Raw genomic sequence first — 15,707 nt, 5'->3', positions numbered from 1 at the left:
GCAACCCCCCGAACCCTAAAAAACAGCCTTCTCGACCTTGAGTAGCAGAGAGAAACAACGCCAGGAGAAACGCCTCGCTACCGGCCTTTAGTCAATCATGTAGGGGAACCACAGCGCGATTTCCCGGTCGGCGCTCTGTACCGAGTCCGAACCGTGAACGATATTTTGAATCTGCGCGTCCGGACCCCAATCCCGAGCCAAATCTCCACGAATCGTCCCCGGCATAGCCACCGCGGGGTTGGTATCTCCCATCATGTTGCGGAAAGCCTGAATCACTCGAGAGCCTTCGATAACCATCAGCACGATAGGGCCGCTCATCATGTATTCGACCAGCCCTTCAAAGAAGTGCTTGTCTTTGTGCTCGAAATAGTGTTCTTCCAGTTCTTCCCGAGTCACAGTCTTGGTTTGCAAACCCACAATCTTAAATCCGCGGCGTTCAATCCGGCTAATGACTTCGCCGATGAGCCCGCGCCGGTAGCCATCAGGCTTGATAATGACCAGGGTGTGTTCTTCTTGCGGATCGTAGGGGATGTGGCAGTCAGCCATTGACTTTCCTTTCACCAAAAGTTTCGCTCGACACCGAGCACAACTCCAAGTTTTGTAAATACGTGTGCATCCTACCGGATTTCGCCATGGTTTTTCCGAAGTAGTACTCAATACCCAGCGGCTTTTGCCGCCTCTGCCAAAATGAGTGCACTAGAGGCGGCACCGGGATCCTTATGGCCGATGGAACGCTCCCCCAACAGCGATGCCCGCCCTTTTGCGGCGCTCATCGAAACCGTATCTTCCGCACCTTTTGCAGCCGCATCAGCAGCAACGCGCAAAACTTCTTCCGGGTCGGCACCTTTCGCCACGGCGGCAGCGGCATTGGTGGCGGCCGGATACCACGCGTCCAGCATGGTTTTGTTCCCCAGCTGGGCTCCGCCGCGTTCCGCGATTCCCTCAGCCGCCTTTACCAGCAGCATCGCCACATCCTGCGACTCTAAGCTCTCCACGTTCACCGAACGCGCGGCTCGCAAAAATGCCGTGCCATACAAAGACCCCGAAGCTCCGCCTACAGCCGCCAGCAAAGTATTTGCCGCTACCCGCAGCGCCTGCTTCGGGCTCTCCACCACAATCCCCGACAGCCGCTGGTCTACGGCAGAAAATCCTCGTGAAATGTTGTCCCCGTGGTCCCCGTCTCCGATGACTTCGTCCAAACTTTCCAACATTTCGCGGTTTTGTTCCAGAGCTCGAGCGCAGCCATCCATCCAGCGCAGCACCCATTGTGTATTCAAACTCACAGCTGCTCCTTTCTGACTGCTCTAAACTTTCGCGGTCGACTCCGGCCGGGGTCTGGCCGCGTGAGACCGGTTGTGCTCATTGTAGTTTGTCTTTGCCCAGCACGTCCTGTGCCATTCCGGCGAGTACCACGGAACCGAAAATCACGACTCCGGTGGATCCGGGAACTCCCCCCTGCAAATCATCGATTTCCCCGGCTTTTGCAATCGCTTCAGGCAGGGAATCAATAGCGTAGACGCGATCTTCACCGAACACCTCCGCGGCCACGGCCTGCAAATCCTCCACCTTCGCCGCGCGTTCACCGGGCATCTGGGTCACAATCAACTCATCAATGGTCGGCTCCACAATCCCCAGCACGGTTTCAATGTCTTTATCGGCCATGGCGGAATAAATCCCCACCGTGTGTTGAAAACGGAAATCGTCCTCTATCGCCCGGCGCAGGGCCTGAACCGCGCCCGGATTATGCCCTGCATCAGCCACAATCATCGGGGTGGCGTGCAACACTTCCAGGCGTCCGGGAGAACGGACCCCGCCAAAGGCTCGCTCCACAGATTCCCCGTGCAGCGCCGTCCCACCCAGTTGTGCCTCCACCGCCGTGAGCGCCAGCGCCGCATTCTCAGCCTGGAACTCTCCATACAGGGGCAGGTAAATATCCCGGTAGACAGCCGCAGGCGTGCGAATATCGATGACTTGCCCCCCAACTGCTGGGACACGCCGTAGCACCTCGAAATCGTCTCCCTCATAGCGCAGGGTCACGTCCTCGGCATGAGCGGCGTCACGAATAACCGCGAGAGCCTCATCGGGCTGTTTAGCCACCACTGCCACTCGCTGGGGGCGCATAATCCCCGCCTTTTCCCGCGCAATGTTGGTCAGTCCCTCCCCCAGCCATTGTTCGTGTTCCCGGCTGATGGGCCCAATGACGGCCGTGTCTGCATCGATGACATTGGTAGCGTCCCAACGTCCGCCCATCCCGACCTCGACCACCGCCACATCCACCGGCACATCCGCGAACAGGGCGTATGCCATGACGGTCATGACCTCAAAGAACGACAGCCGGTGTCCGGGGTGAGCGTTTTCCCACAGGGCCAGTTGGGCTTCCACGTCCTCATAAGCCTGGACAAACTGTTCGGTGGTCAGGGGGGTTTGGTCCACTGAGATGCGTTCGCGCACGTCTACCAGGTGCGGGGAGGTAAACCGGCCGGTCCGATACCCCAGTTCCGCTAGCAGCGCCTCAATCATCCGGGCGATGGAAGTCTTGCCGTTCGTACCCGTGATGTGGATGGAGTGGAACAATTCTTGGGGATTGCCCAGGTAGTCCAGCACTCCCCGCACCGGTTCCAAGCTGGGCTCTATTTGGTGTTCAGCGCGGCGCGTCAGCAGGGTTTCGTAGATGGCTCGGGCTTTCGGGTCCTCCATCGTGGAAGGGCCGAGGGTCGAGGTGGGGCGTTGCCGTTCACGCACTTCGTCCACAAGTTCGCGCTGTTCAGGGCTCAACGGTACGCCAAAGCGGTCGACGGGGCCTTTCCGGGAGGCGGCTGCGTTTTGGCGGTCAGAAGGTTCCCCGGTCGGGTTGTCGTTGTCCTCCGGCTCGGCGGGAGTCCGGGCCGCGAACAGGTAGGGAATCAAATTTGGGTCTACCGACAAATCCTCGGGGGTCACCGCCGGGGGTTGATGCTCGTGCGCGTGATGGTTCCGATGTGCGTCTTCGTGCTTGTTTTCCACCCCACCATGTTACCGACCCTGGCAAACTCACACAGAATAGAAGGTCTGGTCTCGCTCTGTTCCATTCCGAAATCAATAGTGACTCATCATTTAACAGACCCAACCAGCAGACTTATTTCGATTCAATAACTTTCAAAGGCTTCCCAGCAGGCACGAATCATGGGACAATTGAGGCATGTCCAAGCTGTCCTTAGAGGCCCCGTCCACCGATGAGTTGACGGCAGTTGAGCCCAACCCGGAAATCAAGATTACCTACCGTCCGATTACCCGCGACGATGTGGTTCAGATGTCCCAGTTGCACGCGGTTGCTTATCGGGATGCCGGGTCGAGCGCTGCCAGCCAGCTGAATTTGTTCTGGGACGGCGCCTACGGTCCACTGTTGGCCGAGGCGACTCTCGGAGCGTGGCACGAGGACAAGCTGGTCGGTGTGGTCATCGTGTTGGACCAGGCTCCCGATGAATGGTGCACCACGGACGGCAACAGCGACCAGCCCTACATTGCTGACCTGTTTGTGGATCCCGACTATCGCCGTCAAGGTATCGGTTCGGGGCTGGTCATTAACGCTTCACGAGCCGTGGACGCGTTGGGCCGCGAGGCCCTGACCCTGCAACTCGATATGTCCGCCGCCCCCGAAGCGATGCAGCTCTACGACGCCTTGGGGTTTTCCACGCGCTAAACCCAACGGAATCCCTGTCACAAGGGGTTTTGGTTGCGCCGCCAGGGTCGCTCGGAAATTTTGGGTGCGGCACGGTAGGGTTGAACCCATGACAAAGAACCCACTGTTGGGGATGCTGGATCCCGCTGACTTTGATGAAACCATCCGCCCACAAGACGACCTTTACCGTTACGTAAACGGCAAGTGGTTGGCCCGCACTGAGATTCCTGCCGACAAGGCCAGCTACGGGTCATTTCACCTCTTGGCTGAAGAAGCAGAAAAGCAAGTACGCACTATCATCGAAGATTGTGTCGCGGGTCGCATCACCGGGGAACTGAGCAGCCTGGCTGGCAAAGTCGCCTCTCTCTACGGCTCTTTTATGGATGAAGCCACGGTGGAAGCGGATAGCGCCCCCAGTCTACAGCAGCTAAAGGCTCCTCTGGACCAGGCCACCAGCAAAGCAGATTTGCGCGACCTGTGGGCCCGGACTTTTGCCGAAGGCACCTACGAGGGCTTTTTTGATACCGGCATCGACATCGATGTGAACAATCCCGAACGTTACATAAACTACTTCGGCCAAGACGGTTTGGGACTGCCCGAACGTGCCTATTACTTGGAAGAAAAACACGCGAACCTGTTGGACCAGTATCGCCAGCACATTGCCCGCATGTTCACCCTGGCCGGATATGCTTCGCAGTCCGCGGCCCCGGACGTGGCCGGTAAAATCGTTGACTTCGAGACCGAGATAGCCAAACTGCATTGGGATAACGTGAAAACTCGCGACACGGACGCGACAAACAACCCGATGACCTGGGACGAACTGGCCGCTAAGCTGCCGCGCTTTGACCTGGGAGCCTGGCGGAAGGCTTCGGGACTGCCCGACAAAATGTTTACGGAAGTCAACGTAGGCGAACCGGATTTCCTTGAAAACATGGATCAGCTATGGGATTCCACCGACTTTGAAACGCTCAAGTGGTGGATGCTGTGGCACGCCTTGAACGGACATACTTCCCTGCTATCCAGCGAAATCGTGAATGCGGACTTCGATTTTTACGGGCAAAAGCTGGCGGGCAAGGAACAGCTGCGGGAACGGTGGAAGCGCGGAGTTTCCCTGGCATCCTCAGTGATGGGCGAAGCCTTGGGCAAACTTTATGTGCAGCGCCACTTCCCCGCCGAAGCCAAGGCGGCGATGAGCCACCTGGTAGAGAACCTGATTCAGGCTTACCAGGATTCCATCGCGGTATTGGACTGGATGGGACCGGAAACGCGGGACAAGGCGTTAGAAAAAATGCGCCAGTTTACCCCCAAAATCGGTTACCCCGACAAGTGGCAAGATTATGAGAAACTCCAGCTCGGAGACGGAACGCTGGTTGACAAGGTTCACAATGCCAGTATTTTTGGCACCTACTACTGGATTGACAAGCTGGGCGGGCCCGTCGACCACACGATTTGGCATATGACCCCGCAAACTGTGAATGCCTATTACAATCCAACCGAAAACGAGATCGTGTTTCCCGCTGCTATCCTGCAGCCTCCTTTCTTTGACAAGGACGCGGACGCGGCTGTGAACTACGGTTCCATCGGGGCGGTTATCGGCCATGAAATCGGGCACGGTTTTGACGACCAGGGCGCCAAGTTTGACGGCACTGGCAAAGTCGAAAACTGGTGGACCGACCAGGACTTGGCGGAATTTGAAAAACGTACCCACGCGCTTATCGACCAGTACAACGCGTTCGTCCCCCAGGGGCTGCCCGAAGAATTCCATGTCAACGGCGCGCTGACCATCGGAGAAAATATCGGCGACCTGGGCGGACTCGACATCGCGTGGAAAGCCTACCTGTTGGAGCTCAAACAGCAGGGCATTGACGACCCGGCAGACGCCCCGGTCATCGAGGGACTCAGTGCAGCCGAGCGGTTCTTCCTATCTTGGGCGCTATCTTGGCAGACGAAGGTGCGCCCGGAAATGGCCAAACAACTCATTTCGATTGACCCTCACTCCCCGGCAGAGTTCCGCTGCAACGGAGTGGTCGCGAACCTCGACCTGTTTGCGGCAACTTTCCAAACCCAGCCCGGCGACGCCCTGTGGCTGGAACCGGACCAGAGAGTCAGGATTTGGTAGGTGAAGGGCTTGGCTTCGGCTTGGTCCCCTTCACCGGTTCGTTCCAAGTCCAGCTTTTCAGCACAGAATCAATAATCGGCTGGTAGGTTTCCAACGCGTAATCCGGCACGTCCTGTTTCAGGGCATAGGCGTGATTGTTCCCCGAAACCAAAGTCATGAAGGCCGTCATCTCGACCTCTTGATAGACGTAGCTCCACTTCATCTCCAGCACGTTCAAGCCCTCAACCTGGGTCGGGTTCAGCACTGTGAAATTCTTATAGCCCTTGTAGATGGGGTCCTGTTTCAGGTTCTTTTCCACCTCATCAGGGTCGGAAGTCGCTTTTGCGTGGTCAATAACCATGACAGGAACGTAGCCGTTCAGGGCTTTATCAGAAGGGAGAGACAGCACCACCTGCGCGTCAGGCAGCTTGGAACCGCTAATAGCTTCGTAAGCATCCAGGTAAGATGGCGGAATCTGCACCCGGAACGCTCCGTCTTTGCCGTTAACCCAACCCTCTGGAGCCGGTGTGGTCACGATGGTAGCGTTCCACTGAGTGGGGGTCTTGGTTTTTTCCTTTGCGCAGGCACTCAACCCGCTCAGCGCCACGACACCTAAGAGTATTCCCGCCAGGAAACGCCGCAACCAGCGGAGTTTAGAGGTTGAAAGTTGAGAGCTAGATTTGCACAGGGTATTCCGTCTCAACGCAGATACCTCCCCTCGTCGTTGGCGCATGAACCATAACTTAAGTCTAGTTTAACTACAATCTTTACGCTGAAACTTCATCGAAAAGGGCTTAGACATGGAAGAATATATACCGATTGCAAACTCAAAGGAGCGTAAATGCCAGGAACTAACCTCACCCGCATCGAAGCCGAGCAACGCTCGGGAATCATCAGTGATGTTCACTACCGTGTACATCTCGATTTGACCCAGGGAGAGCGCATCTTTCATTCCGTGACGGAAGTTGAATTTGCTTCCCAACCCGGTGCCTCGTCTTTCATCGACCTCATTGCCGATTCCGTCACAGAAGTGAACTTGAACGGGACTGCACTTGACCTCTCAAATTACGCAGATTCCCGGATTTTTCTGCCAGACCTGCAGGAACACAACAATCTGCGAGTGGTGGCTGATTGCGTCTACATGCACACCGGCGAGGGACTGCACCGTTTCACAGACCCCGAGGACGGCAAGTCTTACGTTTACTCCCAATTCGAGGTGCCGGATTCTCGCCGCGTCTACGCCGTTTTTGAACAGCCCGACATCAAAGCGGACTTTACCTTTACTTTCGTGGTTCCTCCCGAGTGGAACGCGTTTTCCAACTCACCCACCCCGGAGCCTGAAATCGCCGCTGACGGCGTGCGCAAGTACCGTTTCAGCCCCACCGAAAAAATCTCGTCCTACCTGACCGCCGTCATCGCAGGCCCCTACGTGGGAGAAACCGGCGAAGTGACCTCGTGCGACGGCAGACGAATTCCCCTCGGTGTCTATTGCCGCGCCTCCATGCTGAAACACCTGGATGCCGCCGAAGTCATGGACATCACCCGCGCCGGTTTCGAGTTCTACGAAACCGCCTTTGAACGCCCCTATCCTTTCCGTAAATATGACCAGATTTTTGTTCCCGAATATAACGCCGGGGCCATGGAAAATGTGGGCTGCGTGACGTTCCGTGACGAATATGTGTTCCGGTCCCGCCCCCTGCAAACCCGGGTGGAACGCCGTGTCGTGACCATTCTGCACGAACTGGCTCACATGTGGTTCGGCGACCTCGTCACGATGAAATGGTGGAACGACTTGTGGTTGAACGAATCCTTTGCCGAGTTTGTGTCCACCAAAGCCACTGCGGAAGCGACTGAGTGGAAAGACATCTGGACGACCTTCTCTTGTTCGGAAAAGATTTGGGCCTACGGCCAGGATCAACTGCCTTCCACTCACCCGGTAGTGGCCACCATCAACGACTTGGAAGATGTCCAAGTCAACTTTGACGGCATCACCTACGCAAAAGGTGCCTGCGTGCTGTCCCAGTTGGTAACGTACGTGGGTTGGGATAACTTCCGCCTGGGGATTAAGGAATACTTCGCCAAACACGAGTGGTCCAACGCCACCTTGACGGATTTATTGACCGAACTGGAAGCAACCTCCGGTAAGGACCTAAAAGCCTGGTCGCGCAAGTGGCTGGAAGAAGCCGGAATGACGTGGCTGCGTCCCGAAATCCACACGGACGACAGCGGGGCGATTACTTCCCTGCGCATTGTCCAGGAGCATTTCAATGCCGACGCTACCCCGCGACCTCAACATATGGCGGTATGCGCCTACAACCTGGAACAACGCGATGGCAAGACCGTGTTTGTTCCCGGTCACCGCGAGGAATTTGACATGGAGGCCGATGAATACAACCTTCCCGGTTTTAACGGACCGCGTCCCGATGTCATTTTGGTCAACGACGGAGACATGGCTTATGGCAAGGTTCGGTTAGACGAGCAGTCCCTGCGCACGGCTTGCGAACACATCGACGCATTCACCGATTCGCTGCCTCGTTCCCAGATTCTGTCCATTCTGTGGGACATGGTGCGTGACGGCGAGGTTGGCGCCTCTCACTACGTTGATGCCGCCCTGCAGGCTCTCATGGTAGAGACTCACCCCATGGTAGTTTCGGTCACTTTGCGTAACCTGGACACTTGCATCGAAAGCTACCTGGCCGTAGAAAATCGCGAAGCTGCAGCCCGAAACGTCTCCTCGCGTCTGCGGATGCTGTCCCGCCTGGCCAAGGCTGATTCGGATACCCAGCTGCAGCTGGTGCGCGCCGCCGCTCGCCGGGCACGGACGCCCGAAGACATCGCCGCCAGCTCCGCCCTTTTGAATGGTAGCGAAACCCTCACGGGTCTGCGGATTGACACGGAGTTGCGGTGGAACCTCTTGACGTCTTTGGCGGCAGCGGGACACGTGGACCGCGCCACTGTCGAGGCAGAGCTGAATAATGACGACACCGTAAATGGGCGCGAACGTGTCCTGCAGGCCGCAGCTTCGCTGCCTAATCCTGCGGTGAAAGCCGAGTTCTTTGACCGTGCCTACAGCGACACCGCTCTGACCAACGACCAACTGGCTTCCATCATTGCCGGTTTCAACCGGGCTCAAGATCCACTGCTGCTAGCTCCTTTTGCCCAGCGTTACTTTGAGACGCTACGGGAGACCTACGATACACGCACCCACGAGATTGGTGAACAGCTCATCGAAGGCATGTATCCTGCCGCGCTGGTGGGCTTGGAGTCCAGCGGCGTGGACGTGCTGACGCTCACCCAGGAATGGCTCTCGAATAATGCAGACGCTCCCGCGGCACTGCTGCGGATGATGCGCGAGAATCAATCCGGCGCCGAACGCATCGCGAAAGCTCAGCAGCGCGACCGCGAGGGGTAAAGCCCTGCGGGAACCTCAGCCTGCACAACCGTACGAAGGATGCTCGCTGACACCGTTAGCCCAGTAGCTGTTTGCTCCTGGGGCCTCTGGTTTTATCCTCTTGCCCGCTGTGCCGGGCAGTTGTGACGGTTCTGACGCTGCGAACGGTTACTGTGGGCGCGGCCGAGAGTCTGGCTCGGAAAGAATTTCCGGCGGGACGACCGGGGGCTGGGGTGCGGAAAAATTCTGAACGGCCGGGTTGGGCTGCGGCATGGCCGCAGGATTATAGGCTGCTGGATAACCGTAGGCGTTTCGTTGGTAGCCATAGAGCTGGTGGTTATATCCGCCGCCGTACTCTGGTCTGTATTCGGGATAGGCCGGGTATGCTTCGGGATAGCCTGGCGCTTGGTAACCATAGGGGTTCTGGGCGTATCCCTGCGGAGGATAAGCGGGGTTTGGCGCGGCGATGTCCTCAGGGTAGGTCTCTGGATAAACCTCAGGCGACGGTATCACGGGCTGCGATGGCTGGGCAGTGGACTCGTTTACTGGTTCAGTTTGCACCAGCGGCTGCTCAGGTATCGATTCGAGATTAACTGAAACAGGTTCAGCGGTCACAGGTTCGGTAATGACGGGCTGATCCGAAGCGGTGTCGGCGGCAACTGGTTCAGCCAAAGCTGGTTGCGCCGGAACAGTTTTTTCCGGAGCAGGGTAAGCATCGGGGGTTTCTTCTCGAACCGAGGTCGACTCACCAGTCTCGAGGGTGTCCTTGGCATTGTCCGATTTCGGGCTCGCGAGAGCGGGGGCAAACTTCACGTCCCCCGAATTGTTGGGGATGCCCATAAACGGCTTGGTGATGTAGGGCACGCCGAATCCCCCCAGATTCAACCGTTTCCCTTTGATTTTTATGGTGAAAGTGGCAATCATGACGTAAATGGCAGCATACAGCACTCCCATGATGAGCAGCACGAGGATGCCTTCTCCGGTTCCCATCCACCGCAGCAAATCCACCACGCCAGGGCCTCCCGCCCAGCCAATAGTGACGCCTAAGACGGCGGTGATAGCGTAAGAAAATGCCGAGGCGACAGCATGTACCAGCAACAGGGCAGGAGCCGCAAAAAACAGCAAATACAGTGCCGGTTTTTCGGCTCCGACGGCGAACGTGCTGGCAATCAGGAACCAATACATAATGCGCCAGTATTGACGGTTGCTTCCCTTCAGCTGCAGCAACAGCACCAAGAACAGCGCTGCCAGCCCAAACGCTACCACCGGATACCCGCCGGCCAGGAACAAGGCCTGCTGACCCTCCATCTGCGTACCGCCGTACACGAAGCAGCGGTAAGAACCGTTGAGAGTGTCGCCTTGGGTGGTTTGGCAACTTCCATATACGTTGTAAGGCACGATGTTCAATAGGGAGCTGACCCCCGTGACTTCCGCAATAGGGTGAAGCAAACCGTAGAGTGCCGCCCCTAGGGGGCCTGGTGCCGCCATCATCGCCGTGCCGACAGCCACGGTAATAATCAGGTATAACAGCTGATAAACCACACCAACCACAATGCCGAGAACCACTCCGCCAGTCGCGCAAATGACCACAACCAAGGGAATCCCGCTGACCATTCGAGCCCAAGGAACGACTTTGCGGAACCGGAACTCACTCCAGCAACCAGCGACCAGGAATCCCACCAAAACGCCGCCCATCAGCCCCAAGTCAACGCCGGAAACTTCCCCTTGGGAAGAGGCGGTACTGTAGCGAGACAGAGCCATCGTGGCGCCAAGGTAACCGGACCAACCCGCCAACACCGATATCCCGATGGCCGCGTTGGGGCGCTTAGCCGCTGCAAAAGCCAACATAAATGCCACAATCAAAGGAAAATACGACTCGATTGTGGTGCCGACATAGTACAAAATATCCGCCACCGGCAAGATTGCCGGAAAAACTTTACCTAATCCCTGATCGCCAAGGATATGCCCCTGCCCCAAACGCAGGGACAATTCTGCGGCACACAGCAACAACAGCGCTACAAACAAATATTGCAGGAAACGTTCGTACCACCCAGGCGTCAAGAAACGAGCAAAACGCTGCCGTTTTAGAGCATTACTAGGGGGTTTTGCTTCTTTCGAACGCTTTGCTGGCTTATTCACTGCACGGGCTTTTTTGGATTTATTCTTAGCTTTGTCAGCCCGGCGCTGAGCGGCGGAGATGCGATTCGATTCTGCACCGGCCACTGCTTTGGCTGCTTTGCCCTTGCCCGCCACGCTGGCACTTCCTTTCCTCAGCATCTCCAGGTCAGACTGTAGTCACAGATACCGCAGCCAACATCATTTTTAATTTTGCCATAAATTCAGCGCGGGAAACGTGTTTTACGTGGTAATCAGGAGCCTCTTCCGGTGCTGGTATTTACCCCTCACCAGAGAGAGGATACAACTCACGGAGAAATTTTCCTCAGACAGAACTAACTTTCGTTATCCCCCGGAAGCTGCGGATTCACCAGTTCGCGCATCGCTTCGCAGATTTCGCCCACGCCCACGTAGTATTCCAGCTCTTCCACTTTGACTGAGCGTCCCAAGGAGTCCGACAGCGGAATACGCCAGTTCGGGTATTCGTTGTTGGTGCCGGGCTGATTTTGCATCCGCAGGTCTCCCACCGCATCGACCAAACTGACCACGGACAGCTTTGCCGGAGTCTTGCCAATAAAACGGTGCAGCGCCAGAATAAGTTCGGATTCGGTCGGATAATCGTTTTCCAGCAGCCCCATGTTCCGCAGTTGTTCCACCAGCCTCGCGATATCGTCATACAACGCGTTCTTGGCTTCTTCCAAAGGCTGCGGCAAGATTCCCAAGCGATCCTGGACTTCCAGGTGTACCGCGCGGAGGAATCCCAAAGTCGGGGGCAAATCGTGAGTGTTCACCGCAGCCATGCACATTTCGCGGTATTGCTCCGGGGGCCTGAAGTCGCTGCCGTTGCGTTCAAACCACAGCACCGAAGTGCCCAGAATACCGCGGTCGCGCAAGTAGTCGCGGACCCAGTCCTCGACTGTGCCCAGGTCCTCTCCGACCACTACGGCGTGGGCTCTGGCGGCTTCCAACAGCATGATGCCCACGGTGGCCTCGTGGTTGTAACGAACGTAGGTACCCTCGTTGGGATCAGCTCCCCGCGGAATCCACCACAGGCGAATCAGTCCCATCACATGATCGATACGCAAAGCGCCGCAGTTAGCCAAAGCACGGTGAATTATCCCCCGCAGAGGTTCCCAATCATGGGCGGCCATGTAACGAGGATTCATCGGCGGCTGGGTCCAGTCTTGACCCAGCTGGTTGTACATATCCGGCGGAGCCCCCACGCTCATGGTTCTCACGAAAGCGTCCGGGATGGACCAAACGTCGGCACCGTACTTGTGCACCCCTACCGCCAGGTCATTCATGATGCCAATCGTCATGCCGGCATTTATCGCGGACTCCTGGGCGGCGTGGAGCTGGGTAGAGGCAATCCACTGCAGCCAGCAATAGAACTCAACCTGCTCGGCAAGCTCCTCCCGCAGCGCCGCCACGCGAGGACTGGAGACATCGGCAACATCATCGTCCCACGGCCCTTGACCGAAACAATCGTACAGAGCACACCACAGGGCGAAGTTTTCCAAATCCTGGCCGCGTGATGCCATAAAGTCGCGGAACTCGGCTTCACGGGAGTGGCTGCGCTTAATCTTAAAAATGACTTCCAAGGCTTCACGTTTGGCTTTCCAGGAGCGATCCCGGTCAATCTGCTTCGCGGTATCGACCGGGAAAATCTCATTGGAGGCCTGGGCAAAAGCGACTTTCACCAGGGATTCAGACGTGGAGTCCAACTGGTTATATTCCGCGATGTCGTCAGGGCGGATGTAAAGCGGGTTCAAGAAGCGACGCGACACAGGCAGGTAAGGAGAAGGGGTGATGGGCACATTGGGCTCGCCCGCATGCAACGGATTGGTTAGCACGAAGTCAGCGCCTTGGCGTCCGAAAATCTCGGCGATATGGCCTAAATCGTGGAAGTCTCCCATCCCCCAAGAACCGCGGGAGGACACCGAATACAGTTGCGTCATTACGCCCCAGGAACGGGAATGCTCTAAATTCCCCAGCGGTAACCGGTCAGGGACGACCGCAACTTGCTGAGCAAAATCGCCTTCGACCGTCTTGGCGTGCAGGGTATGGTAGCCCCATTCGGTGCCTTCAGGAAGCCGGAACGTTGCCTCACCGCGCCGGCCTTCGGGACCAAAATCGCGGGGTTGGACCCAAATATCAAGCTGTTCCAGCGGCCTAGTATCACCGTTCTCGGTTTCCAACCAGACTTCCAAGCTAGTACCGTCAGGCACGTGGACCGGGATATTCGCCCCTTGGGACTGACGCACCACCATCCCTTTCGGTAGGGTGGAAAACCAGTATTCCCGATCCAGGGACTCGTAAGCACGCCCGATATCATCGCTACTTTGCAACGTGAAACCTAGAGCGTCAATGACCCGAACCAAAGTCGACTGGGACACCTCGTGGTAGTTTCCCGCAAAATCCCAATAGTCCGTATCCACCCCCAGTCGACGGGCTAAGTCCTGGACTTGGGGAAAATAACCTTCAAGATACTGCGTTGTTTCGGCCACTTTATCGAATCCTCAAAAATCCGCTTGCTTTTCGCCACACGCCAAAATCCGACGCCAGACGATTTACTTTAACGAATTCTAACCGCTCAAGCCTGGTAGCGGGCAAACACACGGGGTGCTATAACGTTTTTCTGTATCTCCCCGGTATGGCTACCCTTACCCGCGAGTCAGTTTCCGGTAAACCACCCGGTGCGGGCGGGCGGCTTCCGGCCCCAGTCGCTCGACCTTATTGGCTTCGTAGCCTTCGAAGTTGCCTTCAAACCAGAACCACTGAGCCGGGTTTTCCTCGGTACCCTCATAAGCCAAGATGTGGGTCGCTACCCGGTCGAGGAACCAGCGGTCGTGGGTGACAACCACGGCACAGCCGGGGAACTGCAGCAGGGCGTTTTCCAGGGATCCCAGGGTTTCCACGTCCAAATCGTTCGTCGGTTCGTCCAGCAGCAGCAGGTTTCCGCCCTCTTTCAAGGTCAGAGCCAGGTTGAGGCGGTTGCGTTCCCCACCAGACAAAACGCCTGCAGGTTTCTGCTGGTCAGCGCCCTTGAACCCGAAAGCGGACACGTAGGCGCGCGATGGCATCTGGACCTTGCCGACCTCGATGTAGTCAGCCCCATCCGAGACGACCTCCCACAGCGTCTTGTCCGGGTCGATGCCCGCACGAGCCTGGTCGACATAAGAAATCTTCACGGTCTCCCCGATTTTCAGGTCGCCGCCGTCGAGGGGTTCCAACCCGACAATGGTCTTAAACAGGGTTGTTTTCCCTACCCCATTAGGCCCGATGACTCCCACGATGCCGTTTCGCGGCAAGCTAAAGCTCAACCCGTCAATCAGGGTGCGGTCCCCAAAACCTTTCTTGAGGTTGGTCGCCTCCAGCACCAACGTGCCCAATCGCGGCCCCGGCGGAATCTGGATTTCTTCAAAATCAAGTTTCCGAGACTTCTCGGCTTCCGCAGCCATCGCTTCATACGCCTGCAAACGAGCCTTCGACTTGGCTTGGCGCCCCTTAGCGGATTGGCGCACCCATTCGAGCTCTTCCTTCAACCGTTTTTGGAGTTTGGCGTCTTTACGCCCCTGAACTTCCAAACGTTCCTGTTTCTTTTCCAGATAGGTGGAGTAGTTGCCCTCATAGGGGTACAGGTGGCCACGGTCGACCTCCGCAATCCACCCCGCCACGTGGTCCAGGAAATAACGGTCGTGGGTGACAGCAATGACTGCTCCCTTGTACTGGCTCAAATGTTGCTCCAGCCACAGCACCGACTCGGCGTCCAGGTGGTTGGTCGGCTCGTCTAGCAGTAGCAAGTCCGGGGCTTCCAGCAACAGCTTGCACAAGGCGACTCGGCGGCGCTCCCCTCCCGAGAGCGTTTTCACGTCCGCGTCCGCCGGTGGGCAGCGCAGCGCATCCATCGCCTGTTCCAACTGATTGTCCAGGTCCCAGGCATCAGCGGCATCGATGGCTTCTTGGAGCTGCCCCATTTCTTCCATCAGGGCATCAAAATCCGCGTCCGGGTCGGCCATTTGGGCTGAAATCTCGTTGTATCGGTCCAGCTTGGCCTTGATTTCCCACACGCCTTCCTCGACGTTGCCCAACACGTCCTTGTCCTCGTTGAGCGGGGGCTCCTGCAGCAGGATACCGACCGAATACCCTGGGCTGAGGATAGCCTCGCCGTTGCTGGGCTCGTCCAAACCAGCCATGATTTTCAGAATCGTCGACTTGCCGGCACCGTTGGGACCCACCATGCCAATCTTGGCTCCCGGCAGGAAAGCCATCGTTACGTCATCCAAAATGAGCTTATCGCCGACCTTCTTACGGGCCTTCAGCATTGAATAAATGTACTCTGACATGCAACTTCCTTACAGTTTCGATGAGCCGAGCAGCATCTGGCCCGGAGGTCTATTGGGGGTGGGGCCAAAAACCCGCACCCCCAATATGCTAACGGAAAT

At 57.1% G+C, this 15,707-nt stretch carries 10 protein-coding genes; 3 read left to right on the top strand and 7 right to left on the bottom strand.

What is annotated here, in order from left to right; genetic code table 11:
* Positions 1-87: 87 nt before the first annotated feature.
* From ndk to Q0V70_RS01455, 3 genes are all read right to left on the bottom strand, one after another.
* Entirely contained in the window at positions 88-546 is a 459-nt protein-coding gene (gene ndk / locus Q0V70_RS01465) for a nucleoside-diphosphate kinase (protein ID WP_297587530.1), read from the bottom strand.
* 107 nt (positions 547-653) lie between these two features.
* Positions 654-1,283, bottom strand: coding sequence for a dihydroxyacetone kinase subunit DhaL (dhaL, locus tag Q0V70_RS01460; RefSeq protein ID WP_297587528.1), 630 nt, complete (start codon positions 1,281-1,283; stop codon positions 654-656).
* Positions 1,284-1,359: 76 nt separating this feature from the next.
* Entirely contained in the window at positions 1,360-3,003 is a 1,644-nt protein-coding gene (locus tag Q0V70_RS01455; RefSeq protein ID WP_297587526.1) for a folylpolyglutamate synthase/dihydrofolate synthase family protein, read from the bottom strand.
* 175 nt (positions 3,004-3,178) lie between these two features.
* Here Q0V70_RS01455 and Q0V70_RS01450 point away from each other — a divergent pair, with 175 nt between their 5' ends.
* Entirely contained in the window at positions 3,179-3,679 is a 501-nt protein-coding gene (locus Q0V70_RS01450) for a GNAT family N-acetyltransferase (protein ID WP_297587524.1), read from the top strand.
* 88 nt (positions 3,680-3,767) lie between these two features.
* Entirely contained in the window at positions 3,768-5,777 is a 2,010-nt protein-coding gene (locus Q0V70_RS01445; RefSeq protein ID WP_297587521.1) for a M13 family metallopeptidase, read from the top strand.
* Here Q0V70_RS01445 and Q0V70_RS01440 read toward each other — a convergent pair.
* Positions 5,764-6,399, bottom strand: a complete 636-nt coding sequence (locus Q0V70_RS01440) for a hypothetical protein (protein WP_297587518.1) — start codon at positions 6,397-6,399, stop codon at positions 5,764-5,766. The two genes, Q0V70_RS01445 and Q0V70_RS01440, sit on opposite strands and share 14 nt — an antisense overlap.
* A 198-nt stretch (positions 6,400-6,597) precedes the next feature.
* Between Q0V70_RS01440 and pepN the strand changes: the two genes are divergently transcribed.
* Positions 6,598-9,168 carry an aminopeptidase N gene (gene pepN / locus Q0V70_RS01435; protein ID WP_297587514.1) on the top strand — a complete coding sequence of 857 codons (2,571 nt, stop codon included), beginning with the start codon at positions 6,598-6,600 and terminating at the stop codon, positions 9,166-9,168.
* A 147-nt stretch (positions 9,169-9,315) separates the two neighbouring features.
* Here the strand turns inward: pepN and Q0V70_RS01430 are convergent, their stop codons facing one another.
* From Q0V70_RS01430 to ettA, 3 genes are all read right to left on the bottom strand, one after another.
* Positions 9,316-11,424 carry a PTS transporter subunit EIIC gene (locus tag Q0V70_RS01430; RefSeq protein ID WP_297587511.1) on the bottom strand — a complete coding sequence of 703 codons (2,109 nt, stop codon included), beginning with the start codon at positions 11,422-11,424 and terminating at the stop codon, positions 9,316-9,318.
* 173 nt (positions 11,425-11,597) lie between these two features.
* Entirely contained in the window at positions 11,598-13,769 is a 2,172-nt protein-coding gene (malQ, locus tag Q0V70_RS01425) for a 4-alpha-glucanotransferase (RefSeq protein ID WP_297587508.1), read from the bottom strand.
* A 156-nt stretch (positions 13,770-13,925) separates the two neighbouring features.
* Positions 13,926-15,608: an energy-dependent translational throttle protein EttA gene (gene ettA, locus Q0V70_RS01420; RefSeq protein ID WP_297587505.1), complete on the bottom strand. Its 1,683-nt coding sequence runs from the start codon at positions 15,606-15,608 to the stop codon at positions 13,926-13,928.
* Positions 15,609-15,707 lie beyond the last annotated feature (99 nt).

Origin of the sequence: uncultured Mobiluncus sp., from assembly GCF_947087965.1 — a bacterium.
GTDB lineage: Bacteria > Actinomycetota > Actinomycetes > Actinomycetales > Actinomycetaceae > Mobiluncus.
Note: the sequence above shows the minus strand (reverse complement) of the source record. Positions and strands in the feature narration are given on the sequence as shown.

Bases quoted from the DNA above. Each gene is read 5' to 3' on its own strand.
- Q0V70_RS01430 (WP_297587511.1), bottom strand. From the start codon at position 11,424: ATGCTGAGGAAAGGAAGTGCCAGCGTGGCGGGCAAGGGCAAAGCAGCC.
- Q0V70_RS01445 (WP_297587521.1), top strand. From the start codon at position 3,768: ATGACAAAGAACCCACTGTTGGGGATGCTGGATCCCGCTGACTTTGAT.
- ndk (WP_297587530.1), bottom strand. From the start codon at position 546: ATGGCTGACTGCCACATCCCCTACGATCCGCAAGAAGAACACACCCTG.
- Q0V70_RS01450 (WP_297587524.1), top strand. From the start codon at position 3,179: ATGTCCAAGCTGTCCTTAGAGGCCCCGTCCACCGATGAGTTGACGGCA.
- ettA (WP_297587505.1), bottom strand. From the start codon at position 15,608: ATGTCAGAGTACATTTATTCAATGCTGAAGGCCCGTAAGAAGGTCGGC.
- pepN (WP_297587514.1), top strand. From the start codon at position 6,598: ATGCCAGGAACTAACCTCACCCGCATCGAAGCCGAGCAACGCTCGGGA.